The 22,333-nt window shown below is 69.1% G+C and carries 15 protein-coding genes, 2 tRNA genes and 1 rRNA gene; 5 read left to right on the top strand and 13 right to left on the bottom strand.

Annotated elements, in window-relative coordinates; translation table 11 throughout:
• The 6 genes from GV007_RS17535 to GV007_RS17510 form a co-directional block, all read right to left on the bottom strand.
• Positions 1 to 64 (bottom strand): 16S ribosomal RNA (locus tag GV007_RS17535); the annotation flags it as partial.
• A 660-nt stretch (positions 65 to 724) separates the two neighbouring features.
• Positions 725 to 1,591, bottom strand: a complete 867-nt coding sequence (locus tag GV007_RS17530) for a Cof-type HAD-IIB family hydrolase (protein ID WP_160074907.1) — start codon at positions 1,589 to 1,591, stop codon at positions 725 to 727.
• A gap of 163 nt (positions 1,592 to 1,754) precedes the next feature.
• Positions 1,755 to 1,828 (bottom strand) — tRNA-Met (locus GV007_RS17525).
• A gap of 35 nt (positions 1,829 to 1,863) precedes the next feature.
• Positions 1,864 to 1,935 (bottom strand) — tRNA-Thr (locus tag GV007_RS17520).
• 96 nt (positions 1,936 to 2,031) lie between these two features.
• Positions 2,032 to 3,291 (bottom strand): M23 family metallopeptidase, encoded by a 1,260-nt coding sequence (locus GV007_RS17515; protein WP_160074905.1) that lies wholly within the window; start codon positions 3,289 to 3,291, stop codon positions 2,032 to 2,034.
• 270 nt (positions 3,292 to 3,561) lie between these two features.
• Entirely contained in the window at positions 3,562 to 4,425 is an 864-nt protein-coding gene (locus tag GV007_RS17510) for an inositol monophosphatase family protein (protein WP_236558615.1), read from the bottom strand.
• Positions 4,426 to 4,552: 127 nt separating this feature from the next.
• Between GV007_RS17510 and GV007_RS17505 the strand changes: the two genes are divergently transcribed.
• The 3 genes from GV007_RS17505 to GV007_RS17495 are packed head-to-tail and all read left to right on the top strand — an operon-like array spanning position 4,553 to position 8,339.
• Positions 4,553 to 5,338, top strand: coding sequence for a DeoR/GlpR family DNA-binding transcription regulator (locus GV007_RS17505; protein ID WP_160074901.1), 786 nt, complete (start codon positions 4,553 to 4,555; stop codon positions 5,336 to 5,338).
• Complete coding sequence (locus GV007_RS17500; protein WP_160074899.1) at positions 5,335 to 6,312, top strand: 1-phosphofructokinase family hexose kinase; 978 nt, start codon at positions 5,335 to 5,337, stop codon at positions 6,310 to 6,312. Before GV007_RS17505 ends, GV007_RS17500 begins: the two co-directional genes overlap by 4 nt.
• On the top strand, positions 6,309 to 8,339 hold the full coding sequence (locus GV007_RS17495) for a PTS fructose transporter subunit IIABC (RefSeq protein ID WP_160074898.1): 2,031 nt from the start codon (positions 6,309 to 6,311) through the stop codon (positions 8,337 to 8,339). The genes GV007_RS17500 and GV007_RS17495 overlap by 4 nt, the downstream gene beginning before the upstream one ends.
• Before the next feature lie 200 nt (positions 8,340 to 8,539).
• Here GV007_RS17495 and nhaA read toward each other — a convergent pair whose 3' ends face one another.
• The 3 genes from nhaA to GV007_RS17480 all read right to left on the bottom strand — a co-directional run bounded on the left by nhaA (position 8,540) and on the right by GV007_RS17480 (position 13,868).
• Positions 8,540 to 9,865 (bottom strand): Na+/H+ antiporter NhaA, encoded by a 1,326-nt coding sequence (nhaA, locus tag GV007_RS17490; RefSeq protein WP_160074896.1) that lies wholly within the window; start codon positions 9,863 to 9,865, stop codon positions 8,540 to 8,542.
• A gap of 268 nt (positions 9,866 to 10,133) precedes the next feature.
• Complete coding sequence (locus tag GV007_RS17485) at positions 10,134 to 13,157, bottom strand: aminotransferase (RefSeq protein ID WP_160074894.1); 3,024 nt, start codon at positions 13,155 to 13,157, stop codon at positions 10,134 to 10,136.
• 93 nt (positions 13,158 to 13,250) lie between these two features.
• Positions 13,251 to 13,868 carry a TetR/AcrR family transcriptional regulator gene (locus tag GV007_RS17480; RefSeq protein ID WP_104299900.1) on the bottom strand — a complete coding sequence of 206 codons (618 nt, stop codon included), beginning with the start codon at positions 13,866 to 13,868 and terminating at the stop codon, positions 13,251 to 13,253.
• Positions 13,869 to 14,046: 178 nt separating this feature from the next.
• Between GV007_RS17480 and GV007_RS17475 the strand changes: the two genes are divergently transcribed.
• The gene (locus GV007_RS17475) at positions 14,047 to 15,630 is read left to right on the top strand and encodes an amidohydrolase (RefSeq protein WP_160074892.1); all 1,584 of its coding nucleotides are present in this window, start codon (positions 14,047 to 14,049) and stop codon (positions 15,628 to 15,630) included.
• Between the two features lie 34 nt (positions 15,631 to 15,664).
• Entirely contained in the window at positions 15,665 to 17,065 is a 1,401-nt protein-coding gene (locus GV007_RS17470) for an APC family permease (RefSeq protein ID WP_160074890.1), read from the top strand.
• Between the two features lie 56 nt (positions 17,066 to 17,121).
• Here the strand turns inward: GV007_RS17470 and GV007_RS17465 are convergent, their stop codons facing one another.
• The 4 genes from GV007_RS17465 to GV007_RS17450 all read right to left on the bottom strand — a co-directional run bounded on the left by GV007_RS17465 (position 17,122) and on the right by GV007_RS17450 (position 22,281).
• Complete coding sequence (locus tag GV007_RS17465) at positions 17,122 to 18,702, bottom strand: GMC oxidoreductase (protein WP_160074888.1); 1,581 nt, start codon at positions 18,700 to 18,702, stop codon at positions 17,122 to 17,124.
• Positions 18,703 to 18,751: 49 nt separating this feature from the next.
• Complete coding sequence (locus GV007_RS17460; protein WP_160074886.1) at positions 18,752 to 20,254, bottom strand: MFS transporter; 1,503 nt, start codon at positions 20,252 to 20,254, stop codon at positions 18,752 to 18,754.
• Positions 20,255 to 20,416: 162 nt separating this feature from the next.
• Positions 20,417 to 21,247: a hypothetical protein gene (locus GV007_RS17455; protein ID WP_160074884.1), complete on the bottom strand. Its 831-nt coding sequence runs from the start codon at positions 21,245 to 21,247 to the stop codon at positions 20,417 to 20,419.
• Positions 21,244 to 22,281 (bottom strand): Gfo/Idh/MocA family protein, encoded by a 1,038-nt coding sequence (locus tag GV007_RS17450; protein ID WP_160074882.1) that lies wholly within the window; start codon positions 22,279 to 22,281, stop codon positions 21,244 to 21,246. The genes GV007_RS17455 and GV007_RS17450 overlap by 4 nt, the downstream gene beginning before the upstream one ends.
• Between the last annotated feature and the right edge of the window lie 52 nt (positions 22,282 to 22,333).

Raw genomic sequence — 22,333 nt, 5'->3', positions numbered from 1 at the left:
CGACTTGCATGTGTTAAGCACGCCGCCAGCGTTCGTCCTGAGCCAGGATCAAACTCTCCGTAAATGAATAACAACCAAACAAACCCAAAGGCTCGCCGGTAAACATCACGCCACCACACCGAAGTGCGATGACAAGTTTGAAACTGACAAAAAACAAAACAACACCAAACCCGAAAGTTCAGTACTGACTTGTATTGTCCAAATATGTTTCCAAAAGGAATCCTTACCCCTTCCAAAGGAAGAGGCACGGGATCAAATTGGCATTTGACATAGTGCACGCTGTTGAGTTCTCAAGAATCGGACGCTTCTCGTTTCCGGCCTGTTCGACCTTCTCCCGAGAGCAACCTCTCTAACCTACATCAGGTTTGGAACCTTGTCAACTTGGGCTGTGCGAGATTCGCAATTGCCACTGGACATTCCAGGTCCTGATGTTCAGTTTCGTTGTGCTCCTTCAAGCCGATTTTCCGGCCGCTCGGAAGCAACCTGTGTAACTTACCCTCGCGCCGATCCTGGGGTCAAACCAGGGCGCAACCCGGGCGTGTCGCACACCAGGAGGGACGTTGACTCGGCGGTCGAGTGCTGAGCCGGCATGCGGTGCCCGCCTCGCTTCGGCCTGCCCCGGAGGGCGGGCCCCCGTTGGAACGGCCAGTCGTCGCCCGGATCGACTATCCCGGCCGGCGCACCCTGACGTGAGGAGGGACGCGCCCGCCTGCCTGAGTGAAACTCAGCTCAGGGCAGCCGCATCCGCCGTCACGAGCCCGTGGCGTGCAAACGCGTCGAAGATGCCGTTCTCCAGCACCGTCGATGTGACTTCGTCCGCGAGCTCCTGCAGCTCAAGGGCTGCGTTGCCCATCGCGATTCCGACGCCGCACACCTCGAACATCTCGACATCGTTCCAGCTGTCGCCGATGCCGATCGCATCAGCACGGTCGAGCCCGAGGTGCTCGAGCACCTTCTCGATCGCGGCGCCCTTCGTCGTTCCGTGCAACCCGATCTCGCCATCCGAACCACCAGGCAGGGGCATGCTCCCGCGCACGATGTGGAATCGCTCGCCGAACTCCTGCCGCGCACGCTCCACAGCACCGGCTTCCTCGGTGAAGAAGACGGCCTTCGCGATCTCGTCGAGCGGGGCGTCCTCGATCGGCTCTGCAGAGAAGCCGGCCTGCGGCGCCGTCTGCGGCTCCGACTTGTCGACGCGGGCAGCCGCAAGGTGCTCCTGGATGGCAGCTCGAGTACGCGCCGAGGCGTACACCCGCCGGTTGGTCTGCAGGAGGTAGTGGAGCTCGTACTCCTCGAAGTGCGCGAGCAGCGCGTCGAGCTCTGCCCTCGGCATGGTCTCCCCGTGCACGAGAACGTCACCCACCTTGGCGAACGCACCCCCGTTCGTCACGGCACCGTCGAAGCCGATCTCGAGAACCGACTCAGGGATGTGCCCCGCTGCTCGCCCCGTGCACAGGTAGACGAGGTGGCCAGCGGCGCGAGCCTCCCGAATCGCGCGAACGGTGGAGGGCGCTATCCGGCGACCGTGGTCGAGGATCGTGCCGTCGACATCGAGGAAGGCGATCTTGGGAGTGGACGAGCGTTCTGGCATGTGACCTCACGATGATTCCGCCGAGAGGGGGCTCGGCCAGACAAGCCTATGCCGCCCCGAACCTAGAGGACCATGCCGGAATGCAGAAGAGCGACCGGGGCCCAGAGGAGCATCCGGAATGCAGAAGACCCGGTGGCCAGAATGGCAACCGGGTCTTGATCTGTAGCTGGAGAGAGATTCGAACTCTCGACCTCACGATTATGAGTCGTGCGCTCTCACCAACTGAGCTACCCAGCCATGGGTGTCGAGGATGCTTTCGCACCCAAGATCAGAGCCCCGAGTCGGGTTTGAACCGACGACCCCTTCCTTACCATGGAAGTGCTCTACCACTGAGCTATCGGGGCAAGATGCCAATCGAGCTTGTGGCTCGGAATGGCACCAGATGAGGATAGCACCTCACGGAACCCCGTGAGAACACCACCCTCGTGGTGTGCCGCGTGTTACGCGCCCGCGCTCTCGCCGGGCATCGTGACGACCGTGGAAACGTTGTTGAACTGCGTGAGGAAGGCGATCGGGTCGATCTTGTTGCCATCCGCCGTGTGCACCTCGAGGTGCAGGTGAGGGCCAGTGGATGCGCCCGTGTTGCCGACCTTGCCGAGCTCGTCGCCGACCTTGACGACGTCGCCGACCTTGACGCCGATGGAGCCGGTCAGCATGTGGCCGTAGACGCTCTCGTAGCTCTGGCCGTTGATGACGTGCTGCACGATGACGTGCACGCCGAGTCCGCCGTTGTCGGTCGGGGTGACGCTCGTGACCGTGCCACCGGCGATCGCGCCGATCGGCGTGCCCTGCGCAGGTGCGAAGTCGATGCCCATGTGGTTCGTGCTGCCGATGCCGCCGGGCGAGACGCGAGGACCGAAGTCGTCGGTGATGGCGACGCCGACCGGGAAGGGCCACTGGACCGTCGAGGACAGGTCGTTCTTGTACGTGCCGCGGTCGACGAGGCTCATGAGGTTGGCCGCCGTGGCCGACCCCATGGTCGTGACGGCGTAGGCGTCTTCGCGCTCGACCGTGGTGGCTTCGCCGCCGGCGACCGTGAGGGTCTGGCCGGGGACCGAGGAGACGGCGTCGGCGAGCGCTGCTGAGCTGTCGCCTGCGACCTGATCTTCCTGCGTGGAGGTGGCGTTCGCGGGCATCGTCGAGACGACGGCGATGGTGGCGGCGAAGCCGAGCGCCGTGACGCCAGCTGCGCCGCGAAGGAGCGCGCCGCGCTTCTTGTGCGACTTCTCCGAGTTCTTGACGCGAACGAGTCCGCGACGGCCCGTCTTGCTGTCGACCTCGGGACGGAGCGCCTCTTCGTTGCGAGCGAAGCTCAGCGGAACCTCGAGCACCGCGACCGAGGCTCGCTCGATGCGTGCCGTCGACTCGGTGTCGTCCGAGCGGATCTGGGCAACCTCGGCGATGCTCGGCGTGGAGATGGACGCCGGGGCCGGGGCTGGTGCGGAGACGACCGGAGCAGTCTCGGCCTGGCCAGCCGAGACGATCTTCGGTGCGAGCGCTGCCGTTATGACTGGGGCCGAGGCGACGGGAGCCGTCGTGCGCTCCGCCTCACGCCGAGCGCGGCGCGAGCTGAAGGCTTCGGGAGTTGCCGCCGGTGCGATGGTCGCGAGCGATGCGAGACGCTCTGCTTCGCGGAGTTCTCGACGGGTCATGGGCGCCGGCAGAGCCTGCTCCTGGCCCGATGTGAGAAGGGAAGTCAACGATTCATATCCTTACCGCGGTTTATAACGAACTGGTAAATAGTAACGCGCAGGTCACGGAAACTTCAAGGTCTCCAGGGAATCCTCCTCGGCCTCGCCCGGTCGAGACGGCTGCGACTCGGGCCGCCTCGCCCGGAAACACGCGGGAGACGGACAGGAGGAGGCGTCCTCGATCGCGTCTGAATTCACCCCACACCCGGGCGAGCCGAACCCAGCCTGAGCCGTTACCAACCACGCCGAGCCGTCAGGAGCCGCCCGCGAGGGGCAGCGCTACTCGTCCGTCAGGACCTTGACGTAGCGAACGAGCTCCTGCTCCAGACCCGGCCTCGCGGCGATGATCAGCCGCCGCCCCTCGCGCCCGAGCCCCTCACCCACGACAACTGCACCCGCCTCACGGGCAACCAGAGCAGCACCGGCATGATCCCAGGGGTTCAGCCCCGACTCGTAGTAGGCATCCAGTCGGTTGATCGCGATGTTGCACAGGTCGAGGGAAGCGGCCCCCACACGGCGCAGGTCGCGCACGTGCCCGGACAGTGTCATCCACTGCTCAGCCTGCTGCACCCGGCGCTGGGCGGAGTAGCTGAACCCCGTGCCGACAAGAGCGAGCTCGAGAGGAGGGGCAGCATCCACTTCAAGTCGCTCGCCGTTGCACCACGCACCCTGGCCACGCACCGCCGTGAAGGTCTCGCGCCCCTCCGGGTTCACGACGGCCGCGGCGAGGGTCGTGAAGCTCGAGGGCTCCGACCCCGGGTCGCCGACGACCACGGCGACGCTCACCGCGTAGTTGGGGTAGCCGTAGAGATAGTTGACGGTGCCATCGATGGGGTCGACCACCCAGGTGAGCCCCGTCGTGCTCGCAGACGCGTCCGATTCCTCGCCGAAGAACCCGTCGCCGGGGCGCAGCGCCTCGAGACGACGACGGATGTGCGCCTCCGACTCCCTGTCGGAGGCGGTGACGATGTCGACCGACGACGACTTCGTGTCGGCGACGGCCACCCCCTCCAGGCGGCGAGCAGCGACGAGCTCGGCGGCCTCCGTCGCCACCGTCACCGCGAGGTCGAGGAACGCTCGGAGCTCATCGGGAGTGAACTGGTCGGCGTCGTGAACGGTCTGAGCATCGTCGAGTTCTGGCACGCCCTGGAGCGTAGCAACGCCGGGCTTCCGGCGCCTTTCTGTGTTTATCTTTGCTTCTCTTGTTTTACGTCCGTTTGCCGCGTACGCTCTCCACCAGAACCAACACCCGGATCGCACAGGAGCATCCATGTACGCAACGGAGCGGCACGCGCTCATCCTCGAACGCATCACGCAGCACGGGAAAGTCGCCGTGCGAGAACTCGCGAGCGACCTCGACGTCACCCCCGAGACGATCCGCCGAGACCTCGACCAGCTCGAGCTGGAGAGCCTCGTCAGGCGGGTCCACGGCGGCGCCGTCGGCAACTCCCTCGGTAGCCTCGCCGAAACCGCAGTCGCCGAACGCCAGCCCCTCAACCACGACGCGAAGGTCCGCATCGGCGAAGCCGCAGAGCGGCTCATCCCCCGCGGCTTTAACGGGTCCATCCTCATCGATGCCGGAACGACAACCGCCGAGATCGCCGCCGCCCTCGTCCGACGCCCCGCCGACGAACTCGCCAAGCTGCAGGTCATCAGCAACTCGCTCCCCATCCTCGCTCTCCTCGCCGCACGCAGCGAACTCACCACGATCGCCATCGGCGGACGCGTGCGAGGCCTCACCAGCGCCGCCGTCGGCCCCAGCGCCCTCACGCAGCTCGCCGCGCTCCGCCCAGACCTCGCCTTCATCGGCACCAACGGCATCAGCGCCGAATTCGGGCTCAGCACCCCGGACCCCGACGAAGCAGCCGTGAAATCCGCCATGTGCCGAGGCGCCAGACGCGTCGTCGTGGCCGTCGACGCCTCCAAGTTCGACCAAGACGCCCTCACCCACATCGCACCGCTCTCCAGCGTCGATGCACTGGTCACCGACCAGCCCCCGCGAACGGCACTCGCCGCCGCGCTCACCGAGAACGACGTGGAAGCAGTGCTCGCATGATCGTCACCGTCACCGCCAACCCGGCAATCGACAGAACCCTCGCCCTCCCCCACGAGCTCGCTCGCGGCGACGTCCAGCGCCTCACCGGCAGCGAATCGCAGGCCGGCGGCAAGGGCATCAACGTGTCCCGCGCCCTCCGCGCCTCCAAGCTCGACAACCTCGCCGTCTTCCCAGCCTCCGCCGATGACGACTTCACGCACCTCGTCGAAGCCGAAGGACTGCGGATGCTGCCCGTGCGCATCGAAGGCAGAGTTCGCACCAACTTCGCCATCACCGAGGGGGACGGAACCACCACCAAGCTCAACGAGCCAGGGCCCCACCTCACCGCAGACGAAGCAGACGCCCTCGTCGCAGCCGTCATCGCAGCATCCCGCGACGCCGAATGGCTTGTCCTCGCCGGCTCCCTGCCACTCGGCCTCGACTCCTCCTTCTACGCGGCCCTCATCGAGGCGGTTCGCGCAGAGCTCGGCGAGGCCGCACCCAGCGTCGCCGTCGACAGCTCCGACGCACCGCTCAAAGCGCTCCTCGCATCCGGAACCCGCGTGCAGCTCATCAAGCCGAATGCCTTCGAGCTCGCCGAGCTGAGCGGCATCGCCGACGGGGACGCCCTCGAAGCCGACCCGCAGCTCGCTGCCGACGCAGCAGGCTGGGCTCTCGAGCACGGAGCCGACGCCGTCCTCGCCACCCTCGGCGGAGCAGGCGCCATCTACCGTGACGCCACGACAAGCCTCTTCGCCGCCCCGCCACCCACTCGCGTGCGCAGCACCGTCGGAGCGGGCGACTCGTCGCTCGCCGGCTACCTGCTCGCGAGCGTCACCGGGGCAGCCCCCGAACGCGCCCTCGCCCAAGCCGTCGCCCACGGAAGCGCCGCCGCTTCCCTGCCGGGCAGCGGCGTCCCCTCCCCAGAACAGACACGACCGGACCTCGTCCGCATCACCCACCTCGCAAGCAGCACCAAGGAGAACGCATCATGACCACCTACATCACGCCAGGGCTCGTCGCCCTCGACGTCGACCTGGGTGCGGACAAGACCGATGTCATCCGCAACCTGGCCGAACGCGTCGTCTCGCAAGGCCGCGCGACCGACGCCGCGGCGCTCGCCGCCGACGCCCTCGCCCGCGAAGAGCAGGGCGCCACAGGCGTCCCCGGCGGCATCGCCATCCCCCACTGCCGCTCCGGCGCCGTCACCGAGGCCACGCTCGCCATGTCGCGCCTCACGCCAGGCGTCGACTTCGGCGCTCACGACGGCCCAAGCGACCTCGTCTTCTTCATCGCGGCCCCGGATGGCGCCCACGACGAGCACCTCCAGATGCTCTCGAAGCTCGCCCGCTCCCTCATGGTTCCCGAGTTCAACGACTCGCTCCGCGCCGCGACCACCCCGGAAGAGATCGTCGCGATCGTCGAGAAAGCACTCGAGCCAGAGGAAGAGAAGCCAGCGGCCGCACAGGCAACCCCCGCCACGAGCGGCGCATCGACCGGCCCCGTCATCGTCGCCGTCACCTCCTGCGCCACCGGCATCGCCCACACCTTCATGTCGGCGGATGCGCTCACGGCGAAGGCCAAGGAGATGGGCATCGAGTTCTACGTCGAGCCGCAGGGTTCCTCGAAGGTCACCCCCCTCGACCCCGCCATCATCAAGCGCGCCGATGCCGTCATCTTCGCCAACGACGTCGACGTGCGCGACCGCGGCCGGTTCGCCGGCAAGCCCGTCGTGCAGTCGCCCGTGAAGCGCGGCATCGACCACCCGGACGAGCTGCTCAACGAAGCCGTCGCCGCTGCCAAGGACCCGAACGCGAAGCGCGTCCCCGCAGCGGACTCCAGCGAAGCCTCCGAGAACACCGCAAACGAGAGCGTCGGCGCCCGCATCAAGCGCTGGCTGCTCACCGGCGTCAGCTACATGATCCCGTTCGTCGCAGGTGGTGGCCTCCTCATCGCCCTCGGATTCCTCCTCGGCGGCTACGACATCGTCAGCGATGGCCGCAACACGGACATCATCCTGCAGAACTCCCTCTTCAACCTGCCCCCAGACGAGGCAACCCGCTCGGGCCTCCTCGTCTACCTCGGCGCCGTCGCATCCGCCATCGGGCAGGCCTCGATGGGCTTCCTCGTACCAGCCCTCGCCGGCTACATCGCCTACGCCATCGCGGACCGGCCAGGTATCGCACCCGGATTCGTCGCCGGTGCCGTCGCAGGCATCATGGGCGCCGGCTTCATCGGCGGCATCGTCGGTGGCCTCATCGCAGGTGGCGCGGCCTACTGGATCGGCTCGTGGAACGTACCGCGGTGGATGCGCGGCCTCATGCCCGTCGTCATCATCCCGCTGATCGCCTCCATCATCGCCTCCGGACTCATGGTCATCCTCCTCGGCGGACCCATCGCAGCCCTCACGAACGGCCTCAACAGCTGGCTCACGGGCCTCACCGGCGCAAGCGCGGTCCTCCTCGGCATCATCCTCGGCACCATGATGTGCTTCGACCTCGGAGGCCCCGTCAACAAGGTCGCCTACGCGTTCGCCGTCGCCGGCCTCGGTGCGGGTTCGTTCGACAACCAGGCACCGTGGATGATCATGGCAACCGTCATGGCCGCCGGTATGGTCCCGCCGCTCGCCATGGCACTCGCAACGTCCATCGCGCCCCGCCTCTTCTCCCCCGTGGAGAAGGAGAACGGTCGCGCGGCCTGGCTGCTCGGTGCCGCCTTCATCTCCGAAGGCGCCATCCCGTTCGCCGCAGCCGACCCGCTGCGCGTGATCCCTGCCAGCATGCTCGGCGGCGCGGCAACGGGCGCCATCACCATGGCCATGGGCGTCACCTCGCAGGCACCCCACGGCGGAATCTTCGTGTTCTTCGCCATCGGCAACCTGCTCTGGTTCGTCCTCGCCATCATCATCGGCATGGTCATCTCGGCGCTCACCGTCGTCGCCCTCAAGAAGTGGGTACGCAAGGCGCCCGTCGACGCCGACGTGCCGGTCGCCGCATCGCTCCAGGGCGAGATGGCGCACTAGTCCACGACCGCCGGGTGCGGAGGTCAACGCCTCCGCGCCCGGCCCGCACGATTTCTCGGGATGGGTTTCGCGCTTCGGGATGGGTAGCTTCCCATCCCGAAGCGCGAAACCCATCCCGAGAGTCGTTGGTGACGAGGCCGGGCCCGCATCCACTGTCACGTGGATGCGGGCCCGACCTGTCTCTCCTCGGAGCTCTGCGGTCAGCTCTCCTTGGTGTGCGGCTGTGCATCACGCCCGTCGACCTGCGCGTCGATGGCGGACTCGTCGGCTTCGCTTCCGATCGGCGTCCGGTCGATGTCGGGGATACCGTCCTCGTTCATGTCGTCGTTGCGAGCGCGCTTCGCGTCGTGGCGCAGGGTGATCGCGGCCAGCACCGCCGCGAGGAGGCTGCCGCCGAGCACCGCGAGCTTCGCAGCCGCCGTGTGCTCCGAGTCGGGGAACGACAGCTCGGCGATGAGCAGGGAGACCGTGAAGCCGATGCCGGTGAGGAAGCCCACTGGGAGCAGGTCCCTGACGCCGATCGCGTCGGGGAGGCGGAGCGGTGTGAGCTTCACGACGAGTGCGGTCATGCCGAGCACGCCGATGAGCTTTCCGAGCACGAGCGCCGCTGCGATCGCCACGAACACGGGCTGGGAGAGCACCGCCCCGAGCCCATCTCCATCCACGATGTTCACTCCGGCGGCGAAGAACGCGAAGACGGGCAGTGCGAAGCCCGAGGAGAACGGGCCGATCTTGTCGCCGAACCGGTGCGTGCGCGAATCGGCTTCACCGTGGATCTTCTTGGACGGCACGCAGAAGCCGAGGAGCACTCCCGCGATGGTCGCGTGCACGCCTGCCTCGTGCATGAGCACCCAGGCGACGAGGGCAATCGGCAGCAGCAACCACCAGGAAGGCCGCTTGGAGCGGACGACCAGCAGGAAGACGGCGACGGCGACGAGCGATCCGAGCAGCGCGAGCAGGTTGATGCCCGCCGTATAGAAGATGGCGATGATGAGGATCGCGAGCAGGTCGTCGACGACGGCGAGCGTCAACAGGAAGGTGCGCACTCCACGTGGAAGCCCTCGCCCGAAGATGGCGAGGACTCCGAGCGCGAAGGCGATGTCCGTCGCCGTCGGGATCGCCCAACCGTGGAGCGCCGAGGTGTCGCCGAGGACGGACACCGCGATCACGTAGAAGATGGCCGGCATCGCCATTCCCGCGACAGCCCCGAGAACGGGGACAGCCGCTTCCTTCGGCTTGCGGAGACTGCCCGAGACGAACTCGTGCTTCAGCTCCACGCCCACGGTGAAGAAGAAGACCGCGAGCAGGCCGTCGGCCGCCCACGTGGCGAGCGACAGGTCGAGGTGGATGGCGGCGGGCCCGATCGTGATCGCGCTGAGCGCCTCGTAGCCACCGCGCCACGGCGAGTTGGCCCAGATGAGGGCGATTGCGGCGGCGAAGAGGAGAAGCGCTCCCCCAGTGGTCTCGCGCATGATCCACGCGTTCAGTCGCGCGAAGCCTGTCGGTCGTGTGGCGGGTGCAGTCATGGTTCTCCTGACGTCTGAGACCGGCCGGCGAATCCCGACTCGGCCGCCGACCAGACTTCCCGGCACACCGAGAGTAGATCCTACCGCCAAGCACCGCCTGCCGGAGTGCCGCTCTGGAACGCCGCGTCGAAACGCCGCGCCGCAATCGCTGCCAGCCGAAGTGCCGCTCCGAGGCGGCGTGGAGGGGCACTTCGACTGGCAGTGATCGCCTGGCGGGAAGTGAGCGCTCCGAAGAGCGCCACGAGGCCAGCGTCGGGAGGCGCCGCGACTAGAGGCCGCGCGTGAGGACCTCGTCGAGGGTCGCCACGAACCTGTCCGCGCTCTCCTTCGTGAAGCAGAGCGGGGGCTTCACCTTGAGCACGTTCCCGCGGTCGCCCGTGGGCTGCACGATGACGCCGAGGGCGAGCATCCGGTCGCAGAGCGCCTGCGTCTCGGACGTGGCGGGCTCGAGGGTCTCGCGGTCGCGCACGAGCTCGATGCCCTGGTAGAGCCCTCGCCCGTGCAGCGCGCCGATGAGGGGCTGTCGTTCGGCGAGCGCCACCAGCTGCTCCCGGAGGTAGCCGCCGACCTCGTGCGCGTTCTCCTGCAGGCGGTCGTCGCGCATGATGTCGAGCACGGTGACGCCGAGCTTCGCGCTGAGCGTCGAACCGCCTGCCGACGAGAAGAAGGTGCCCTGGTCGGCGAGGGCCTGCGCGATCTCGGAGCGCGTGATGACGGCACCGAGCGGATGCCCGTTGCCCATGGCCTTCGCGACGGTCACGACGTCGGGAACGATCGGATCGCCGCCCGGCCCCGCGTGCTGCTCGAAGCCCCAGAACACGTCGCCCTGGCGTCCGTAGCCGACCTGGACCTCGTCGGCGATGACGGCGCCCCCGCCGGCGCGCACGGCGTCGTAGACCGCGGCGAGGTAGCCGGCGGGCACCTCGATGGCGCCAGCGTTGCCGTTGCGGGGCTCGGCGATGAACGTTCCGATAGGGGTGCCGGCCTCGGCGAGGCGCTCGATCTCGGCGATCGCGTCGGCCGCGTAGCGCTCGCCGGCGTCCGCTCCGCGGTGGGTGCCGCGGTACGCGTTCGGGGCGTCGAAGGCGTGCACCCAGGGGGCGCGGAGCTCAGCGGCGAGGGGGTTGTCGGAGGTGGAGGTCGAGACCGCATCCGAGGCGTAGGACCAGCCGTGGTACGACTCCTCGACGCAGGCCACGTCGTCGCGGCCCGTGTAGGCCTTCGTCAGGCGCAGCGCGAGGTCGACGGCCTCGGTGCCGCTGTTGACGAGCAGCACGGTGTCGAAGCTGTCCGGGAGCGTCTCGAGGAGGCGCTCGCTGAACTCGGCGACCGACGCGTAGTTGAACCGCGAGTTGGTGTTGAGCATGCGCCACTGCTGGGCCACCGTGTCGGCGAGCACGGGGTGCCCGTGACCGAGCGCCGTCACGTTGTTGACCATGTCGAGGTAGTGGCGGCCGTCGGTGTCGATGAGCATCTCGCGCCAGCCGCGTTCGATCTGCGGCGGATGCGCGTAGTAGTGGCCCTGCAGCGGCGCGTAGGCGTCGAGGCGCGCGCGGAGCGTCTCGTCGGCCCCGGCCCCGCCAATGCTGCTCGGAGCGAGCCCGATGAGCTCGCTCGGGTCGCCGAATACGGCGCACCAGGCCGGGAACTCCTCGGCCGTCACGAAGCGTGGCAGGGGCGCGGCGGCGGCATCCAGAGCGGAGACCTCGCCCGCCTGGAGCGTGACCTGCGCCCAGCCCGCGATCTCGGCGAACGACTCGCCGGACTCGACTCGAGCCGGCGCGGCGGCGCTCTCGCCGTCCAGCGTTCGCGCTTCCGTGAGCCCGCGGGCTCCCGCGATGACGATGGTGCGCGCGCCGTCGGAGATGGTGACGTGGCCTTCGGCCGCGGAGACGAGCCCGCCGAAGGGCGCCGTGAGCGCGAGGTCGCTCGCGCTGTACAGCTCCACCCCGGTCGCGACGTTGACGGGCGCATCGTGGGAGACCCCGAGCGAGCGCGTGAGGCGGGCCTCACCAAAGCGGGTCGCTGCGACTCCGCCGCTGCGGGCGCCGAGCAGGAGCAGCTGCGCTTCCGCCTCGGCCCCTTCTTCGCCGAGCCAGGAGCCATCGCGCAGCGCCGTGCTCGTGTAGTCGAGGGTGATGACGCGGGCGCGGCGGGCGAGGTCCGCGTCGAGGAGCGTGGCGCCGCCGTCAGACGAGGAGCTGGGGCCGGCTGCGGCCTCGCGGCCGAGGGCGCGGCGGATGGCGGCCGTCGCGGCCCGCGCATCCAACCCCGCAGGGACAGCGAAGATCGTCCATTCCCGTTCGAGGGCTGCCTCGGCGTAGTCGTTGCCATCGTCGATGGCGACCTGCTGCAGCCCGCTGACGACAAGCGCCGCGCCGCGGAGCACGATGAGCGGCCAGAGCGCGTCGATCTCGGCGTCGGTGAGGGGCACGACCGCGTCGAAGGCGCGGATGAGCGGCAGCACCGCGAGTGGTCGCGCGGGGTCGTGATGGAACACGGCCGTGCAGGCCACGGCCAGCTCGGCGACGCGCCATCCGGTGCCCACATCGCCGAAGTCGATGATGCCGGAGAGCTCGGGGCGGCCGAGCACGCCGGAGGTCGCGACGAGGTTGTCGTCGGTGAGATCGCCGTGGATGGCCTGCAGAGGCAGCTCGTCCTTCAGCGGCGCCAGCGCCGCGGCGGTCGCCTCGAGCGCGGCGAGGACAAGCGCCTGCCGCTCGGGGTCGGTCACGTGGCCGATGAGTTCGTCGACGAGCCGCTCGCCGACGCGAAGGTCCCACTGGAGCTCGCGGTCGAGGCCGGGATGCTCGAAGCCGTCGAGCGTCTGGACGACCTGGCCGACGAGTGTGCCCATGGCTGCGATGGTCGACGCCGAGAAGTGCTCGAAGTCGATGAGCGGCGTGCCGTCGACGAAGGTCAGGAGGCGGATGCTGTGGGGAGCACCGTCGACGTCAGCCGTCTCGATGTCGAGGCCGGCGAGGCTGGCGACGGGGGCTGGCGACGGGTGGCCCGCGGCGTGCATGCGCCGCATGGCCTCGTTCTGCGCCTCGATCTCGTCGCGGCGCACCGCCCTGTTGCTGACCTTGAAGAGCACCCGACGGCCGGCAGGCCGCGCGGGCGAGGCGGGCTCGGTGAAGAGGAAGTTGCGGTCCTGCTGACTGCCGAGCTCGCGCACCTCGCCGGAGACCCCGTAGAGCTCACCGGCCAGGCGACGAACCTCGTCGATGGTGATGTTCGGGCGCGGCAGGCCCTCAGAGAACGATGGAAGACCTGCGTTGGATTCGGGCATGGCTACTCCTCTTCGAGTCGGCGACCGGCGAGCGGTCAGATCAGTGCAGTGCGAGTGGATGGATGCGGGCGGCGCCGCGCGTGATGGAGGTCTTCACCGCGCCAGGCCGCGCACGAGTGCGGCGAGCCCGAGTTCGAAGGCCGGGCCGGCGACGGGGTCGTCGAGCCCCTCCTTGGTTACGCGCGCGACGGCGGAGGCGAAGGCGGGCACCTCGGTCTCCTGACCGCTAGGGTCGAAGAGCACGCTCGGGCCAGACATGTCGAGCACCGAGCCGAGGATGAACGACTCGTAGGCCGTGAGCATCCGCACGATCTCCTCCTCGGGCCAGCCCGCGGCGAGCGCGCCCTTCGTGAAGCTCTCGTGCACACGGAGGATCGCGGGAGAGCGCACCTGCGACGACATGAGAAGGGGAATGCTGCGCGGATGCGCGGCGAACGCGTCGCGGTAGGAGTGCGCCCAGACGAGGACGGCGTCCTCCCACGGCAGCCGGTCGAACGCCTCGCCGTCGATGCGGCCGCAGATGCGCGTGCGCACCTCCTCGATGAGCTCGAGGCGCGAGCCGATGTGGTTGTAGAGCGACGAGGGGGCGACGCCGAAGTGCGACGCGATGCGGCGCATGCTCACTGCCTCGGAGCCTTCCCTGTCGATGAGGCGCACGGCAGCGTCGACGATGCCGTCTCTCGTCAGGATGCTCGTTGTGGGTCGCCCCATGTCTCCGCCTTTCGCTGCGTCGAGGCTCAGCGGCCGGTTCCGGGGCCCGTATCTGCCACTCGCGTGAAGAGCGTGTTACAGCTTCGTTTCGAGGCCCGGATCCTGCGCATTCTCACTCTAGCGTCATGAAAACGAACGGTGTACGTTTACGTCACTCGTTCAACGGAGAAGGAGACCGATGCCTCACATCGAATTCGCTGGCGGCACGATCGGGGTCCCCCACGGGACGCCCGACGTGACGACCCTCGTCGTGCACGACGGCATGATCGTCACAGCGAACGGCGCACCAGCTGCCGGGCGCACCGAACAGATCGACCTCGGCGGCGGGTATCTCGGCCCCGCGTTCGGAGACGGCCACGCGCATCCGCTCTTCGCGGGACTCGAGCTCCAGGGGCCGCAGATCCGAGGAGCCGGAAGCGTCGCCGACATCGTCGACAGCGTGCGGCTCTGGGCGGATGCGCACCCCGAGGCCACCTGGATCGTCGGTGGCAGCTACGACTCGACGCTTGCCCCGCTCGGCAGCTTCGATGCGGCCTGGCTGGATGCCGCGGTGCCCGACCGCCCCGTCGTGCTGCGCTCCTGGGACTACCACTCCGCGTGGTGCAACACGGCGGCCCTCGAGGCGGCAGGCATCACGGCAGACACGGTCGACCCCGAAGACGGGGTCTTCGTGCGCCGGGAGGACGGCACCCCGCTTGGCACGCTCCTCGAGTCCGGGGCTGTCGAGCGTGTCCTCGGCCGCGCCCCGCGGCGCCCCGTAACCGACGGAGTCGAGGCACTGCGCGCATCCACCGCGGTCCTCGCCTCCCTCGGCATCACCTGGGTGCAGGAGGCGTGGGTCGAGCCAGCGGACATCGAGGTGTGGGTCACCGCCGCCGAGGCGGGAGCCCTCTCCGTCGACGCGGACCTCGCGCAGCGCGCCGACCCGAAGGCGTGGCCGCAGCAGCGGACGCTTCTCCGCGAGCGCCGCACCCGCATCGAAGCGGCGCCCGGGCTCACGGCGCAGACCGTCAAGTTCTTCCTCGACGGCATCATCGAGAACCACACCGCGCACCTGCTCGAGGACTACGCCGATGCATGCACGCGCGGACTCCCCGTGTGGCACGACGGCGAGCTGCAGCAGGCGGCGCTCGACGCACACGAGCTCGGCTTCGACCTGCACCTGCACGCGATCGGCGACGCCGGCGTGCGTTCGGCCCTCGACGCGGCGCGGCGCATTCGCGAGCGCCCGGACGGGGCCGACAGGCGCATCACGATCGCCCACGTCCAGCTGCTCGACGACAGCGACCTCGACCGTTTCACCCAGCTCGACGTGACCGCCTGCTTCCAGCCGCTGTGGGCCACCGCCGACGAGGTCATGGTGCAGCTCACCCTGCCGCTGCTCGGCCCGGGGCGGGAGCTGCACTACCGGATGCGGTCGCTGCTCGAGAGCGGTGCCCGCCTGAGCTTCGGCAGCGACTGGCCCGTCACAAGCCCGGACGTGCTCGCGGGCATCCGAACCGCCGTGACACGGCAGAACCCGGACGGCACACCGCTCGGCGGGTGGCATCCCGCCGAGCGGATCTCCGTCGATGCCGCTCTCGAAGCCGCGACGTCGGCCGTCGCCTACCAGGCGAGAGCCGAAGCCACGCGGGGCACCCTCACGCCTGGCTCTCGCGCCGACCTCGTCTGGCTCTCCGCGGACCCGCGTGCCGTCCCCCCTGAGCAGCTCGGCGACATCACGGTGCTCGGCACCTGGCGCAACGGGCAGCGCACCTTCTGACCTCCCCGATCGACCCCTCACCCCAAGGAACCCCATGACCGCACACCCAGCCCCGCACTCCCAGGGCGTCACCCTGAAACGCACCCTCGGCATCCCGGCGCTCATCATCTTCGGCCTCGCCTACATGGTCCCGCTCACGGTCTTCACGACGTACGGGCAGGTCACGAGCATCACCGAGGGGCACCTGCCCGCGGCGTACCTCATCACCCTCGTCGCGATGCTGCTCACGGCGTGCAGCTACGCCGTGCTCGTGCGGGAGATCCCCCGCGCGGGCAGCGCGTACACGTATGCCCGGAAGGCGTTCGGCGGGCACGTCGGGTTCCTGACGGGGTGGACGCTCATGCTCGACTACCTCTTCCTCCCCCTCATCAACTACCTCCTCATCGGCATCTACCTGAACGCGCAGTTCACGGCGGTCCCGATCTGGGTGTTCACGCTCGCGTCGATCCTCATCGTGACGGCGCTCAACATCGTGGGCATCTCGATCGTGAAGAACGCGAACCTGTTCCTCGTCGGGGTGCAGCTCGTGTTCGTCGCCGTGTTCCTGGTCGTCGCGGTCGCCTACGCGGCGAACAACCCTGGCGCTTCTCTGCTGCAGCCGCTCTACGACACGGGGATGAGCATCCCTGCCCTCGCGAGCGGTGCCGCGGTCATCGCCCTGTCGTTCCTGGGCTTCGATGCCATCTCGACGCTGTCGGAGGAGGCGAAGGATGCGCGGCGCACGGTGCCGCGCGCGATCCTCATCACGACGGTGCTCGGCGGGCTCATCTTCACGGCCGTCGCCTACGCGGGCCACATCATCCAGCCGGCCTGGCAGGACATGGTCGATCCGGATGCCGCAGCCGTCGAGATCATGCGCATCGCGGCGGGCCAGTGGCTAGAGATCTTCTTCCTCGTCGCCTACATCGCAGGCTGTGTGGCCGCGGCCATGGCGTCGCAGGTGAGCGTCTCCCGCATCCTGTACGCCATGGGCCGCGACGGGGTGCTGCCGAAGAGGCTGTTCGGAGCGTTCAGCGAGCGCTTCCGCACGCCCATCGGCTCGACGCTCTTCGTCGCCGTCGTCTCGCTGCTGGCGCTCGTCGTCGACCTTGCGACCATCGCGTCGCTCATCAGCTTCGGCGCGCTGGCCGCGTTCTCCCTCGTCAACCTGTCTGTCGTGAAGTTCTTCCTCTTCGACCGCAAGGAGCGCGGCGGCAAGGCGGTGCTCGCCTACGGGGTGCTGCCCATCCTGGGCTTCGCGATGACGGTCTGGCTCTGGACGAGCCTCTCGGGCCTCGCCCTCGTCGTTGGCCTCGGCTGGTTCGCGATCGGGCTCGTCTACCTCGCGTTCCTGACGCGTGGGTTCCGTCGCCAGCCGCCGGAGATCGATTTCGAGGCCGAGAACGCGGCGCTGGATGCGGAGCGCAAGATGACGACGCGGGCGCCGATCGCGTAGACGGGCCGCTGCGGCGGTCGGGCGCGGGGCTCGCGAGGAGCTCCGCGCCCGACCGTCTACGCCAGTTCTTCCGCGAGTTTCCTGGCTCCGCGGACCGCGATGGCGACGCTCATGAGGGTGGGGTTCATGGTCGTCGCGGTGGGGATGAGGGCGTTGCCGCCGACGTAGAGGTTGTCGATGCCCCAGATGCGCGAGTACGGGTCGGCGACGGTGGTGCCGTCGTCGTTCGCTCCGGCGCGCATCGTGCCCTGGTAGTGGAGGCTCGAGCCGTTGGGGAGGAGGCGCGGCTCTGCGATGAACGTGCCGAGCGCTTCACCGGCACGGCGCAGGTGCGCCTCGCCGTCGGCGATCTCCGCCTTCTCGACGTCGGTGAGCGCGTACTCGACGGTCATGTTGGGGAAGCCGCGGTAGTCGAGCTCGTCGTCGTGGAACGTGATGCCGTCTTCGACGCGCGGATGCTTGCGCATGCCGTACCCCATGTTGACGTAGCCCCAGCGGTTGCCGGCGTGCGGATGCGCGGGGTCGAGCGGGAATGGCGGGTTCTCGGCGTACATGACCTGCAGGGAGAAGGGGTGGTCTGGCTCGGAGAAGGGGATGCGGTTGACGGCGCCCACGGGGTCGGCCGGGTTGAGGGCTCGGCGGGCGAGCTCCTCCTCGAGGTCGGCGTCGGTGGCGAAGCGGCTCATGCCGGCGGGGTCGAGGGCGACGGTCGAGATGACGACGGGGTGCTCGGTGAGGTAGCGGCCGAGGGCGGCGGGGCGGATGCCGGAGGCCCAGAGGAGCTGCGGGGAGCGGAACGCGTCGGCCGCGACGACGACGGCATCTGCGGGGAAGAAGCTCGTCTCTCCGGTGCGGAGGTCTTCGACGGTGACGCCCGTGACGCGGGCGTCTGCCCCGTCGCCGTCACGCTCGACGCGGCGCACGAGGTGGAGGTCGCGCAGCTCGAAGCGCAAGGCGAGGGGGTTGCCCGCTTCGACGAGCGGCCCGAAGACGACGTCGGCGCCGGCCCAGCGAACGGTGCCGTCGGGCTGCGCGTCTCCCGCGACGGGGAGCGTGCCCGGGCCGAAGCCATCCGGCAGCTCGGCGGCGAACTCCTCGGAGAGGATCGAGCGGATGGCACCGCCGACGCCGGAGTCGGCGAACGCGGCGGACTGCACGTGCAGCAGCCGCTCTGCGTTCGCGAGCAGATCATCCCACTCGCCGCTCTCGATGAAGTCGACGCGTTCGCTGAACTCGGGGGCCGGCGTCGCGCAGGTCCAGTGCGCGCCCATGCCGCCGACGTTGGTCGACGCGGCCGCCGCAGGGAACGTGTCCGTGTGGGCCGACCCCTCGCCGCCGAAGTCGAGGAGGTGCGTGCCCTGGCGGGCCGTGAACATGCCCTCGACGACGGCCGATTTCGGGATGCCCAGCGAGTCACGGAAGTCGCCGGCCTGCGGCCCCTGCGACCGCTCGCGGGCGCGCTCCTTCTCGTCGGGGTCGGCGATGTTGCGCACGCTCTCGCCCGGGATGTCGGTGAGCTGGGGGCCCGCCTCGAACATGGTGACGCGCACGTCCGGGTTCTGCTCGAGGAGGGTCCGCGCGTAGGCGGCCCCGATGGGTCCGCTGCCGACGATCGCGACGACTGGTTTGGTGGTCATGTGCTTCCTCCTTGGAAGGGCGGCTGGTGAGTGGATGCGGCGGACGCGGTCAGGCGCGCGACGCCGGGATGTTCTGCGCTTCGACGACGGGGATGCTCCCCGTCTCGTTGGACAGGCGACCGGGCGGCAGCAGCAGCGCCGCGACGAAGCCGATGGCGTAGGCGATCGAGAGGCCGATGAAGATGGGCGCGAACACGTCGCGGTAGATCTCTGCGACGGTCGACTGGAAGGCGGGGTCGCTCGCGTGCACGAGCTGCGGGGTGAGGCTGGCGGCGTCGAAGCCGATGGGGAGCAGCGCCGCGACACCGGCACCGATGACGCCGCCGATGATGGCGGTCGTCACGGTGGAGCCGACCTGGCGAACGATGTTGACGCTCGCGGTGACGGCGCCCGTCGCATTCTTGGGGGCGGCGCTCTGCACGACGGCGACAATGAGGCTCATGAAGGAGCCCGTGCCGAGGCCGACGCCGAACATGACGAGCATGGGCGCCCAGAGCGGGAGCCCGACGGGGAGCGTGGCCATGATGAGCAGGCCCACGGCGCCGAGGGCGGTGCCGACGATCGGGTAGACGCGGTAGCGACCCGATCGGCTGGCGAGGAAGCCCGTGAGGAGGTTGCTCACGAGCATCCCCATGACGGTCGCGATGGGCACGAGCCCGGAGACGGTCGCCGTGGTGCTGTACGCCATCTGCACGTAGGTGGGCAGGTAGGCGGTGATGGAGAAGAGGCCGACGCCGATGATGGCGGAGAGTGCCGTACCGGCCGCGACGGTGCGGTTCTTGAAGATGTGCAGGGGCACGACCGGGTTCTCGGCGCGCACCTCAGCCCAGAAGAAGAGCGCGAACGATGCCAGGGCGACACCGAACGCCGAGAGCGCCGAAGTGAGGAGCTCGGCGTCGGAGACCCAGCTCACGCCGAGCACGAGCGCGACGAGCGCGATCGTGAATGCGAGCGAGCCGAGCACGTCGAAGCGCGGGGCAGACGTGCGGGGGATGCTCGGGATCGCGACGAGCGCGAAGATCAGCGCGGCGACGCCGACGGGGAGGTTCACCCAGAACACCCACTGCCAGCCCCAGTTGTCGGCGATGAGACCGCCGAGCAACGGGCCGATGAGGATGGCGACGGGGAACGCCGCTCCGATGATGGCCATGTACTTGGGCCGGGCCCTCGGGCTCGTGACCTGGGCGATGATCGTCTGCGACATCAGCTGCAGGCCCGCCGAGCTCATCCCCTGGAAGACACGGGCGACGATGAGCAAGCCCATGTTCGGCGCGAAGCCGCAGGCGAGCGAGGCGAGCAGGAAGAGCACGAGGGAGGTCAGGAAGACCGCTCGGGGGCCGACGATGTCGCCGAGCTTGCCGAGCACGGGCAGGAGGACGGTGCTCGCGAGCGTGTAGCTGACGACGACCCAGCCCATCTGCTCGAGCGCGCCGAGGTCACCGGCGATGGTCGCGAGCGACGTCGATACGACCGTGTGGTCGAGCGCGCCCAGGAAGGAGACGGTGAGGAGGGAAGCAACAAGGAGGCGGAGTCTCGCCGGTGAGAGTGGCATAAAAGGGCCCGAACGATCGGACGATCTACGCGACATGGTGTGCCTCCGGTCGCTGCGTCGCGGCCGGTGACGGGTTCGTGGAACCCCTGCGTCGAGGTCAGCCTACCGAGGCTTATGTCTAAAATCAACTAAAGAGTGTCCGCGAACGGCAATTACGGGGAGTCACGCCCACGCGCACCCGTGTTCAATCCGCCGACTCAGTTCGAGATCTTCGAGCAAGCAGGACAGCTCATCGGGCGAGTCCGATGCACACGGCGCCTCGATGGCACACCGCAGCTCCCGACGGGCACCGCCCTCGAACGCCTTCCGCACGCCCCGCTCCCCCTCCGCGGAGCGACTCGTGAGGCGTGCGACGCCAGCCCCGGCATCGATGGCGACCTCGACCTCGACCGCGCCGAGCGCCGAGACTCGCAGCCACGGTGCCCCCGCGTCCGGGGCCCAGGAGAAGAGGACGGGGATGCCATCGTGCGATTCGAGCAGAAGGGACACGGTCGGGCCACTCTCGTTCTCCGGAAACACGGATCCCAGCCCGAGCTCGCCCCCACCGGTCAGCACACGCGCCCAGCCGAGCGCGTCCCGCAGCACCCCGCTCGAGGACGGACCGCTGACCTCGACCGTGACGAGGACAGCCTCCGCTCCGGTCGGGGCCACGATCGCCCGAGCCACTTCCACCAGATCTCTCGGGAGGAAGCGCCGCGCGGCCAGAACGTGCGCGCCACCTGCTGGCAGCCGATCGCGGCAACCTGCGTCGGGCACGACGGCCTCGTCGACGACCACGCCCCGGGCGCCGTCGGCCAGCGCCGCCTCGACCGCGCACAGCCAGCCCCCGGAACCGCGAGCGTCGATCACGACGACCGCGCCGGTCGCACTCGAGGCGAGCTTCGCACTCAGCGGCAGCTCGGCAACCGCGACGCGATAGGGCGCGAGCCGGTCACCGTCCGCCCCTCGTGCGCCCGGCGCACTCGACACCAGAACCGGAATGCGAAGACTCACGACGAAGGTCCCTCGATGTGGGCGGCGACTGCCTCGGCGAGCACGATGGCGTAGCGCGTGTCCTCGAGCTGCTCCTCGTACTCGAGCGGCGCCTCACCCGAGAGCAGCTCGGCAAGCGCCAGCCATTCCGCCTCGTAGCCGTCGAGCTGCGACCTCGGGGGCACCATGACGCCACCCTCCGACCCGCGAACGGCGACACTCGCCGCGCCGTCGTGCACAAACGCCGGCGGGAAGTCGACGTCGACGCGCGACTCCCCCGCCGAGACCGTGAGGCGCCAGCGAGCATCCGCCCCCTCTGCGCGCATGACGGCACCGAGCTGCACCCGGGCGCGACCAGCCCGGTACCCGACGGCGTAGCCGAGCGGTGCGACGAAGCGAGCGAAGTCGACGCCATCGAATCCCGGCACGAGGTCGCGGATGGCGGGCAGGTCATGCACCGCGAGGCCGGAGACGAGCTGCCGCACGATGCCGGCCTGCACGTGTGCGGGCAGTCCAGATGGGGGATGACGCACGGGAGACTCGACACCCTCGGCGAACTCGGTGACGAGCCGGTGGTACCGCCCGTTCGGCGGGAGCGACAGCGTGACCCGCACGCTGTCGACGGGAGCCCGCAGCTCGCCGATGAGTCGTCGCGCCTGCACCCAGCCGGGGTCATAGAGGTGGTTGGTGCCGATCAGCAGCGCCACCCCCCGCTCCCGGCAGGCGACGACAAGCGATTCCGCCTCGGCAACGGACGTCGCGAGCGGCTTCTCGCACAGAATGCCCGCGACCCCCGCATCGAGCGCGGCCCGCACGTGGCTCGCGTGGTCGGCGGGTGGGGAGCAGATCAAGGCGAGCTGCACCCGCTCGTCCTGGAACACCTCGCCGATGCCGGAGCTGCTGCGCGCGCCGATGCGCCGAGCGAGCTCCTCCGCACGGCCGCTCCCGGAGTCCGCGATGTGCACGACCCGGAACAGCTCGGGGAGACGCGCGAGCGTGGGGAGGTGGAGCGCGGAGACGCCCGGCCCGGCCCCGATGACGCCGACTGACCACATGCGACCACTTCCTTGTGCGCTTTTGTGTGTTTGATACGAAAGTTTGCTGTGC

Origin of the sequence: Pseudoclavibacter sp. 8L (genome assembly GCF_902506465.1) — a bacterium.
Classification (GTDB): Bacteria; Actinomycetota; Actinomycetes; order Actinomycetales; family Microbacteriaceae; genus Pseudoclavibacter.
Note: the sequence above shows the minus strand (reverse complement) of the source record. Positions and strands in the feature narration are given on the sequence as shown.

What these genes read in the sequence shown, in the direction of transcription:
- GV007_RS17530 (WP_160074907.1), bottom strand. Translation starts at nt 1,591, where the DNA reads ATGCCAGAACGCTCGTCCACTCCCAAGATCGCCTTCCTCGATGTCGAC.
- GV007_RS17475 (WP_160074892.1), top strand. Translation starts at nt 14,047, where the DNA reads ATGCCTCACATCGAATTCGCTGGCGGCACGATCGGGGTCCCCCACGGG.
- GV007_RS17505 (WP_160074901.1), top strand. Translation starts at nt 4,553, where the DNA reads ATGTACGCAACGGAGCGGCACGCGCTCATCCTCGAACGCATCACGCAG.
- GV007_RS17495 (WP_160074898.1), top strand. Translation starts at nt 6,309, where the DNA reads ATGACCACCTACATCACGCCAGGGCTCGTCGCCCTCGACGTCGACCTG.
- GV007_RS17485 (WP_160074894.1), bottom strand. Translation starts at nt 13,157, where the DNA reads ATGCCCGAATCCAACGCAGGTCTTCCATCGTTCTCTGAGGGCCTGCCG.
- GV007_RS17460 (WP_160074886.1), bottom strand. Translation starts at nt 20,254, where the DNA reads ATGCCACTCTCACCGGCGAGACTCCGCCTCCTTGTTGCTTCCCTCCTC.
- nhaA (WP_160074896.1), bottom strand. Translation starts at nt 9,865, where the DNA reads ATGACTGCACCCGCCACACGACCGACAGGCTTCGCGCGACTGAACGCG.
- GV007_RS17450 (WP_160074882.1), bottom strand. Translation starts at nt 22,281, where the DNA reads ATGTGGTCAGTCGGCGTCATCGGGGCCGGGCCGGGCGTCTCCGCGCTC.
- GV007_RS17500 (WP_160074899.1), top strand. Translation starts at nt 5,335, where the DNA reads ATGATCGTCACCGTCACCGCCAACCCGGCAATCGACAGAACCCTCGCC.
- GV007_RS17480 (WP_104299900.1), bottom strand. Translation starts at nt 13,868, where the DNA reads ATGGGGCGACCCACAACGAGCATCCTGACGAGAGACGGCATCGTCGAC.
- GV007_RS17465 (WP_160074888.1), bottom strand. Translation starts at nt 18,702, where the DNA reads ATGACCACCAAACCAGTCGTCGCGATCGTCGGCAGCGGACCCATCGGG.
- GV007_RS17470 (WP_160074890.1), top strand. Translation starts at nt 15,665, where the DNA reads ATGACCGCACACCCAGCCCCGCACTCCCAGGGCGTCACCCTGAAACGC.